The organism is Pseudomonadota bacterium, from assembly GCA_022361155.1.
Classification (GTDB): domain Bacteria; phylum Myxococcota_A; class Polyangia; order Polyangiales; family JAKSBK01; genus JAKSBK01.
The window spans coordinates 1-1,118 of record JAKSBK010000483.1; the positions used below are offsets into that span (position 1 = coordinate 1).

The 1,118-nt window shown below is 59.8% G+C and carries 1 protein-coding gene; it reads right to left on the minus strand.

Annotation, left to right across the window (positions count from 1 at the left end; all coding sequences use genetic code 11):
- Positions 1 to 994: glycoside hydrolase family 95 protein (locus tag MJD61_18210; protein ID MCG8557198.1), on the minus strand; the 994-nt coding region annotated here is incomplete at its 3' end.
- Between the last annotated feature and the right edge of the window lie 124 nt (positions 995 to 1,118).

Sequence of the window (1,118 nt, forward strand, 5' to 3'; positions counted from 1 at the left end):
AGTCCGCCAGATGCTCATGCAGCAGCAGATCGAAGTCCTTGTCCTTCGCTGCGTTCAAAGTCGCTTCGTTGAGGGCAGCATAGTCGCGGCCCTTGTAGCCGGGGTAGTCGAGCAGGTAGTCGGTGGCTGCGCACAACAGCACAACCAGCTCCCGAGCGCCCTGCACCACGACCTGGCCAGCTTCAATGCGGATGCTGCCACCCCCTCGGCTGCGTATCTCCATGCGCGCCTCGAGCGCCATGCCGTTGTTCGCGAGCGCACCCTTCATGGTCAATCGATTGTTGCTGCTGCTGAAGGTAACCGGATGAGGCGAGCTTAGCTTGATCCTGTAATCTTGGCCGTGCGGTGCATCGTTTTGTAGCTTGAACACCAAGAGGCGCGCCGGATAGCTCGCAAAATACTGGCGCTGGTGAGTCACCGTACCGCTGCGGTAGCGCACCTCGGCGACTGCACGGCGCAGATCAAGCGAGCGAGAGTAGTCCACGATGTTCTTCTGACCCGGTACGGCGATGTGGATATCCCCAAAAGGCTGGTAAGCACCAAAGCCTTGCCACAAAGGGTAATCTTCAGCGCTATCAGGGTTCTTGATCACTCCGGTGAGCTCTCGCCGGGCGATCCTATGGGCCTCAGCGTAGTTGCCTTCCTTGATCAGGCGGCGTATCTCCGGAAGCGCTCGATACGCCGACGCCCTATTGCCGCCGCGGTAGCGGTCCCATTCGCCCGGGCCGCCGGCCCACAGGCTTTCCTCGTTGAATTGTATGTGCTCTTCGTCGATCCCCCCAAACAGCATGGCAGCCATGTATGCGTTCCCGATCGGCAGTGCTTGGGTCATCCAATCGGTGGCCGGCGCCGGGTACCATAGCCTGAGGCCGGATGCGGGCTCGAGGTTGGAGCCCGACCGAGGCCCGGCGTTGCGTTGCGTCCCGTACAGGAAGTACGCGATGCCTCCGGCCAGCAAGACCACGACGATCAAAGCTCGAGAACCTCGGGACACGATTGCTAGACCCTGACCAAGCGCACTTTTCTTCATTTTGCAGGGATTAAACCCTGAAAGCCCGATGTTTTGGGGGTTGTACAACCTCAACCAGAACACCGAAAGGGAGGCTTTCAGGTGAATC